The sequence below is a fragment of the Streptomyces sp. SID14478 genome (assembly GCF_010548525.1).
Classification (GTDB): Bacteria; Actinomycetota; Actinomycetes; order Streptomycetales; family Streptomycetaceae; genus Streptomyces.
Genome location: NZ_JAAGMG010000707.1, coordinates 1 through 6,821, shown reverse-complemented (window position 1 = coordinate 6,821; position 6,821 = coordinate 1). Strand labels below are relative to the sequence as shown.

Annotated in this window: 5 protein-coding genes and 3 pseudogenes; 5 read left to right on the top strand and 3 right to left on the bottom strand. The window is 73.5% G+C overall.

Features of this window, described 5'->3' with window-relative positions:
* The 3 genes and pseudogenes from G3I40_RS47330 to G3I40_RS23590 form a co-directional block, all read left to right on the top strand.
* Positions 1–147: pseudogene (locus G3I40_RS47330) on the top strand (two-component sensor histidine kinase); the annotation flags it as partial.
* A gap of 14 nt (positions 148–161) precedes the next feature.
* Positions 162–812 carry a response regulator transcription factor gene (locus G3I40_RS23595; RefSeq protein ID WP_164304122.1) on the top strand — a complete coding sequence of 217 codons (651 nt, stop codon included), beginning with the start codon at positions 162–164 and terminating at the stop codon, positions 810–812.
* A gap of 85 nt (positions 813–897) precedes the next feature.
* Positions 898–2,055 carry an ROK family protein gene (locus G3I40_RS23590; RefSeq protein ID WP_164304121.1) on the top strand — a complete coding sequence of 386 codons (1,158 nt, stop codon included), beginning with the start codon at positions 898–900 and terminating at the stop codon, positions 2,053–2,055.
* A 490-nt stretch (positions 2,056–2,545) separates the two neighbouring features.
* Here the strand turns inward: G3I40_RS23590 and G3I40_RS23585 are convergent, their stop codons facing one another.
* Positions 2,546–3,307, bottom strand: a complete 762-nt coding sequence (locus G3I40_RS23585) for a GntR family transcriptional regulator (protein WP_164304120.1) — start codon at positions 3,305–3,307, stop codon at positions 2,546–2,548.
* Between the two features lie 346 nt (positions 3,308–3,653).
* Positions 3,654–4,541: an RNA polymerase sigma factor SigJ gene (gene sigJ / locus G3I40_RS23580; protein ID WP_164304119.1), complete on the bottom strand. Its 888-nt coding sequence runs from the start codon at positions 4,539–4,541 to the stop codon at positions 3,654–3,656.
* A 149-nt stretch (positions 4,542–4,690) separates the two neighbouring features.
* Between sigJ and G3I40_RS23575 the strand changes: the two genes are divergently transcribed.
* The gene (locus G3I40_RS23575) at positions 4,691–5,521 is read left to right on the top strand and encodes an alpha/beta fold hydrolase (protein WP_164304118.1); all 831 of its coding nucleotides are present in this window, start codon (positions 4,691–4,693) and stop codon (positions 5,519–5,521) included.
* An 84-nt stretch (positions 5,522–5,605) separates the two neighbouring features.
* On the opposite strand, the pseudogene G3I40_RS23570 reads toward G3I40_RS23575, so the two are convergent.
* Positions 5,606–6,394, bottom strand: a pseudogene (locus G3I40_RS23570) (DMT family transporter); the annotation flags it as partial.
* 95 nt (positions 6,395–6,489) lie between these two features.
* Between G3I40_RS23570 and G3I40_RS23565 the strand changes: the two are divergent.
* A pseudogene (locus G3I40_RS23565) lies at positions 6,490–6,759 on the top strand (winged helix-turn-helix domain-containing protein); the annotation flags it as partial.
* Positions 6,760–6,821 lie beyond the last annotated feature (62 nt).

Here is a 6,821-nt window from a genome sequence, read left to right as displayed (position 1 = left end):
CTGCCCACGGGCGTGGCGGCCGGCGGGGGCGGCACGGGCAGTGGGCTGCGCGGCATGCGGGAACGGGCGGCGCTGCTCGGCGGGCGGGCCCGCACCGGTCCCCTCGGCGACGAGTGGCAGGTGCACGTCGACCTGCCGGTGACGTGATCTACGCTGGCCGCGTGCCGCTCACCGTGCTCCTTGTCGACGACGAACCGCTGGTCCGCGCGGGTCTGCGCGCCGTCCTGGAGGCACAGCCCGACATCGAGGTGGTGGGCGAGGCGGCCGACGGCGCGGCGGTGATCCCCCTGGTGCGCAGCCTGCGTCCGGACGTCGTCGCCATGGACGTACGGATGCCGCTGCTCGACGGGATCGAGGCCACGCGCGCGGTGCTGCGCGCCGTGGAACGGCCGCCCAAGATCCTCGTGGTCACCACCTTCGAGAACGACGAGTACGTGTACGGGGCGCTGCGCGCGGGCGCCGACGGGTTCTTGCTGAAGCGGGCGCGGCCCGCCGAGATCGTGCACGCCGTGCGGCTCGTCGCGGCCGGTGAGTCGCTCCTCTTCCCGGCGGCCGTGCGGAAACTGGCCGCCGAGTACGGCAACGCGGCGGCGCGGGCCACGATGGAACGGGCCGCGCTGACCGAGCGCGAGGAGCAGGTGCTGCGGCTGATGGCCCGCGGGCTGTCGAACGCGGAGATCGCGACGGATCTCGTGGTCGGCACCGAGACGGTCAAGTCGCACGTGAGCGCCGTGCTCGCCAAGCTGGGGGCCCGCGATCGGACCCAGGCGGTGATCGCCGCGTACGAATCCGGTTTCGTCGCGCCGAACTGAGCACAGAAGGTCACCCGACTCTCGCCGGTGTCGTCCGCGACGAGTACCATCCGGCGAACACGCGCAACTGCTGGGAGGACGGACGTTGGGGCAGCTGACCGGCGGAGATCCCTCTCTGCTCAGGCGGATCAACTCGGCAGTGGTGCTGCAGGCGCTGCGCTCCACGGATTTCGCGACGCTCACCGAGATCACGCGGGTGACGGGCCTGTCGCGGCCCACCGTGGAGGGCGTCGTCGAGGGACTCATCGAGGCCGGACTCGTCGTGGAGACCACGGTCGAGGAGCCGGGCGCGCGGCGCCAGGGTCGTCCCGCGCGGAAGTTCCGCTTCCGGGCCGAGGCGGGGCATCTGCTCGGCCTGGAGATCGGACCGCACCGGGTGGCCGCGGCGCTCTCGGCGCTCGACGGCCGGATTCTGGGCTCGGCGTCCAAGGAGGTCGACGAGACCGCGTCCGCGGAGGAGCGGATCGAGCGGCTGCGCGGGACCGTCGCGGATCTGCTGCGGCGCGCGGGCGTGGCCCGCGGTTCGCTGCGTGCGGTCGGCGTCGGCAGCCCGGGGATCGTGGAGGCCGACGGGACGGTGCGGCTGGGGACGGCCCTGCCGGGGTGGACGGGGCTGCCGCTCGGTGAGCGGCTGCAGCGCTCGTTCAAATGTCCGGTGCTGGTGGAGAACGACGCCAATACCGCGGCCGTCGCCGAGCATTGGAAGGGCGTCGCGGTCGACTCGGACGACATGGTGTTCGTGATGGCGGGGCTCAGCCCCGGGGCCGGTGCGCTGATCGGCGGCCGGCTGCACCGGGGCTACGGGGGCGCCGCCGGGGAGATCGGGGCGCTGCACCTGCTGGGCCGTGAGGTGCGGCCCGAGGCGCTGCTGTCGACGACGGACGAGCCGCTGCACCCGCTGGACGAGCCGGCGGTGGCGAAGGTGTTCGCGCTGGCCCGGCAGGGCGACGAGCGGGCCGTGGCCGCGATGGAGCGGTTCATCCAGCGGCTGGTGCACGATGTCGCCGCGCTGGTCCTCGCACTGGACCCGGAGCTGGTCGTGGTCGGCGGCTGGGCCGCGGGGCTCGACGGGGTACTGGATCCGCTCCGTGCCGAGCTGGAGCGGTACTGCCTGCGACCGCCCCGGGTCGCCCTGTCGATGCTGGGCGAGGCGGCCGTGGCCACCGGGGCGCTGCGGCTCGCACTGGATCACGTGGAGGAGCAGCTCTTCGCCACAGAGGGAACGGTGACGGCCCGTCGGTGAGCGGGGCCGTCCCGGGTCACGGGTGAGCGCCGAAGGCGCCCCGCCCTCGACCGACCCGCTACCGCGCGGTGGGACGCGCCGATCCCACGCCGCCTGACGGAGACGGCACGCCGGTGCACAGCAGGCCTCACATGTGCGTGCCGAAGGCACCCCGCCCTCGACCGACCCGCTACCGCGCGGTGGGACGCGCCGATCCCGCGCCGCCTGACAGTGACGGCACGCCGGTGAACAGGAGGCGTCGCATGTGCGTGCCGAAGGCGCCGCGGCCTCGATCGACCCGCCGCAAAGTGAGCAGGACACGCTGAATGCCGCGCCCCCGACGGGGACGAGCCCGGCCCGTCGGCCGTCACGGAGGCATCGCCGCGAGAGTCCGCCGCGGCGGGACGGCACGCGTGGTTGCGCGCGCCCGTGAGGGGACCCGCCCCTGCCCGCCTGCGACCAGGGACCCGTCTCCCGAGACGACCCGCTCCCCGGAGAGTCCGTGGTGGGGTCAGGAAGCGCGAGTGTGTGGGGTGTGGTGGATCTCGACGCCCGTGGTGTCGCCGAAGGTGAGGCGGCAGGTGTCCGCCCGGTACGTCGCCACGGAGACGGCCGCCGTGACGCCGTCGCTGAGGTAGCGGGTCGTGACGACGAGCACCGGCGCGCCGGGCAGACGGTCGAGTTCCTTCGCGTCGTCCGCGCGGGCCGAGCCCAGTTCGACCGCGCGGTCCTGGCCGTCGAGGCCGAAGCGCTGCAACTCGCGTACGACGGCACGCGCGCGTGCGGCGCCGGAGGGAGCGTCTATGCCGGTCAGGTCCGGCACCGAGGCCGAGGGGACGTAGAGCAGTTCGGCGGCGACCGGCTGTCCGTGCGAGACGCGCGTACGCCGCAGCACGTGCACGCTCTCGCCCGGGGCGGTCTCCAACATGCCGGCGATCGCGGTCGGCGGCTCGTCCGACGTGCAGTCGACGGCCTGCCACGCGTCCCCGCTGGCGCCCGGCCAGTCCTGGTCGGTGGAGGCGACGGCCACTCCCATGCGGGGCGGCGCGACGGTGGTGCCGACCCCGCGGCGGCGCTGCAGCCGGCCTTCGAGTTCGAGCTGCTCCAGGGCCTGACGGAGCGTGGCTCGGGCGACGCCGAAGCGGGCCGCGAGGTCCCGCTCGTTCGGCAGGATCTCCCCCACGGCGAACTCGGAGTCGAGCGCGTCGCTGAGCACGGTCTTCAGATGCCAGTACTTCGGCTCCGGTGCCGCTTCCAACTGCGTGGTCCCCACCCTGTCCTCCGCAACAGCCGTGCCCCGGCGGCTTTTTAGCGCCCTTGTTTATTAAAGGTTCCTGCACTATCCCTGCGAGCGTAGGCCCGCCCCCGAACTTGGTCAAGACCAATCCTCGATCGGTTACCGCCCGCGCAGAGCCCTTGCCGCAGAGCGTTCATGGAGGGCCGCGATCCGTTCACACGGCGTTCGTAAGACACGGAGGCGAGACGCAGGGAGGCGCACGAATGCGGCCCGCCCGCCGCGTCCGAGCGGGGAGCGGGCCGCAACCGGCCTGCGCTTCAGGGTGCGTGGCACGCCGCCTACAAGGCACGTACACAGACCCCTACATGCGCTGCATGGGTACCTACATGAGCGATTGAAGCTTGTCCGGGTTACGGACGATATAGACGCACTGGATCTTGCCTTCGTAGATGTCGAGTTGGAAGACGGAGTCGGGCTTGCCCTGGGAGATGGCCAGCAGGGCGGGGCCGCCGTTGACCTCCAGGAAGCGGAACTCGAAGCCTTCCGAGGCCCCTTGACCGGCCGCGCCCGCGACGAAGCGGCCCACCTTGTCGGCGGTCTCGATGACGCGCAGCGGCGCCTTGGACTTGCCGCCGCTGTCGCCGACCAGTCGCACGTCGGGGGCGAGCAGCGACAGGAGGCCGGCCAGATCGCCCTCGGTCGCGGCGGCGAGGAACCGCTCGGTGAGGTCGCGCTGTTGCGCCGGGTCGACGTCGAAGCGGGGTCGTCGCTCCTCGACGTGCTTACGCGCGCGGGCGGCGAGTTGACGTACGGCCGCCTCACCGCGCTCCAGCGTCGCGGCGATCTCCGCGAAGGGCAGCCCGAACGCCTCGCGCAGTACGAACACGGCGCGCTCCAGCGGCGAGAGCGACTCCAGGACGACGAGGACGGCGAGCGACACGGAGTCGGCGAGCACGGCCTGCTCGGCGGTGTCGGGGACGGTGGGGCCGAAGTCGGTGACGAGCGGTTCGGGCAGCCACGGGCCCACGTAGGACTCCCGCCGCGACTGGGCCCGGCGCAACCGGTCCACGGCGAGGCGGGTGGTGATGCGCACGAGGTAGGCACGCGGTTCGCGCACCTCGCGCCGGTCGGCCCCGGACCAGCGCAGCCACGCGTCCTGGACCACGTCCTCGGCGTCGGCGACGCGGCCCAGCATGCGGTAGGCCACGCCCATCAGGACCGGGCGGTGCTCTTCGAAGACGTCGATCTCGGTGTCGGTATAGGTGCCCACGCCTCCATCCCAACCGACACATCACCCGCTGTCCAGGCGAACCCGGGCTTTTGCCCTCACCTCTTGAACTGGACGCTACTGAGCGGTAATTGTTGCTGACAAGGAGTCTAAGGAACCGTCGTTCGGGGCGGGGACAGGGAGCGAGCGACATGACGGAACAGGCGTCCTTCAGCATCGAGAGCCCCGGCGGACCGCGCCGCGTGACGCTCACCTACGAGCGCGCGGGCGCCGGGGAACCGCTCCTGCTGCTGCACGGGATAGGGCACCACTGGCAGGCCTGGCAGCCGGTCCTGGACATCCTGGCGGCCGAGCGCGACGTGATCGCCGTGGACCTGCCGGGGTTCGGGGCCTCCCCCGCCCTGCCGGAGGGGCTGGCCTACGACCTGTCGAGCGTGGTGCCGGTCCTCGACGCGTTCTGCCGCGAGCTCGGCATCGAGCGCCCGCACGTGGCCGGCAACTCGCTGGGCGGGCTGCTCGCCCTCGAACTGGGCCGGGAGAAGCTCGTACGGTCCGTGACCGCGCTCTCCCCGGCCGGTTTCTGGACCCAGGCCGAGCGCAGGTACGCCTTCGGGACGCTGCTCGCGATGCGGCAGGGCGCGCGGGCGATGCCGCTGCCGATGGTCGAGCGGTTGTCCCGGTCGGCCGTCGGCCGGGCCGCGCTCACCGGCACCATCTACGCGCGACCGGCACGCCGTTCACCGGAGGCGGTGGTCGCGGAGACGCTGGCGCTGCGCGAGGCCACCGGGTTCCGGCAGACCCTGGAGGCGGGCCGCACGGTGCTGTTCCGCGACGACGTCCCCGAGATCCCCGTCACCGTCGCCTGGGGCACCCGCGACCGGCTCCTCGTCCGCCGGCAGGGCATCCGGGCCAAGGGCGTCCTGCCCGGCGCGCGGCTCGTCCGGCTGCCCGGCTGCGGTCACGTGCCGATGAACGACGACCCGGCGCTCGTCTCCCGCGTCATCCTCGACACGAGTCGCTGAGACACGGCCGAACGCCCCCGAGCCCAGGGCGACCCCGGCGCCCACGAGCGCGCTGCCGACGCCCTGGGCGAGTCCGTACGTCCCCGCGCCGACCAGGGGCGCGGTGCAGGCCGCCGCGACGGGGATGAGCCCGGAGAACAGCGTGGCGCGCTCCGCGCCGATCCGCTGCATGCCCATGTACCAGCACACGAAGCCGATCACCGTGACGATCACGGCCTGCCATCCCAGGGCGGCGGCCTCGGCCCGGTCCGGGGCGCGCACCCACGAGGCGCCGTCCACGACGAGTCCCACCACGGCCGCCTCCGCTGCGGCGATCGCGCAGACGACGCAGGACAGGAGGCGGGGGCCGAGCGGCCGCAGCACCGGTACGGCGAGCATCGCGAAGCCGACCTCGCCCGCGAGGGCGCCTACGGAGAAGGCGATGCCGGCGGCGTCGGTACGCCCCCACCCCTGGACGGTGAACGCGCCCGCCGCGACGAGCAACGCACCATGAAGGACGCTCCGCCGGGGTGTGCGCCCCGCCAGCGAGGGCGCCAGGACGGCGACGACGACCGGGGCGCATCCTACGAAGACGCCCGGTACCGCGGGTTCCGCACTGCTTTCCGCGGCGAGGATCGCGAGGTTGAAGCCCACCATGCCGACGGCGGCGAGGAGGGCGAGTCGTGCCCACTGCCGCGGCCCCAGGTGCCTGAGCGGGGCCGCGCCGCGGTGGCCCACCAGCGGCAGGAGGAGCAGGCAGGCGGTCCCGTAGCGCAGGAACTGGCCGCCTGCGTACGGATAGTGGCTAAGGACGCTGTTGGCGGTGAAGGAGCCGCCCACGAGGACGCAGGCGAGCGCGGCGAGGAGCGAGCCCCGTACGGATGATGCGTTCATGGCGTCGACGCTAGGAGCGGCGGTGGCCCGGTGAGAGGTCCACCGAGGGGGCCGTGTCAGGGACCAATCGGCGGGCCGCATTAAGGTCCCGTCCCATGACGTCGCCGCCGCACCCTCCGTCCGCCGCATGGGAGTTGCTGCTTCCCGCGGCCGCCGCGCCGGCACGCGCGCGTGGCCGCTCGTTGCAGTCGGCGCTGCGGGAAGCCGTGCGGACGGGGCGGCTCGCGCCGGGGACCCGACTGCCGTCGAGCCGGGACCTGGCGCACGATCTGGGGGTGTCGCGCGGCCTGATCACGGAGGCGTACGGGCAGTTGACCGCCGAGGGCTACCTGCGCAGCGGGCAGGGGGCCGGGACCTGGGTGGGCTAGGCGGCGCGGGCCGCGGCCACCGGGGCGCGGGACCTGGCCCCACGACCGTCCGCGGGCGG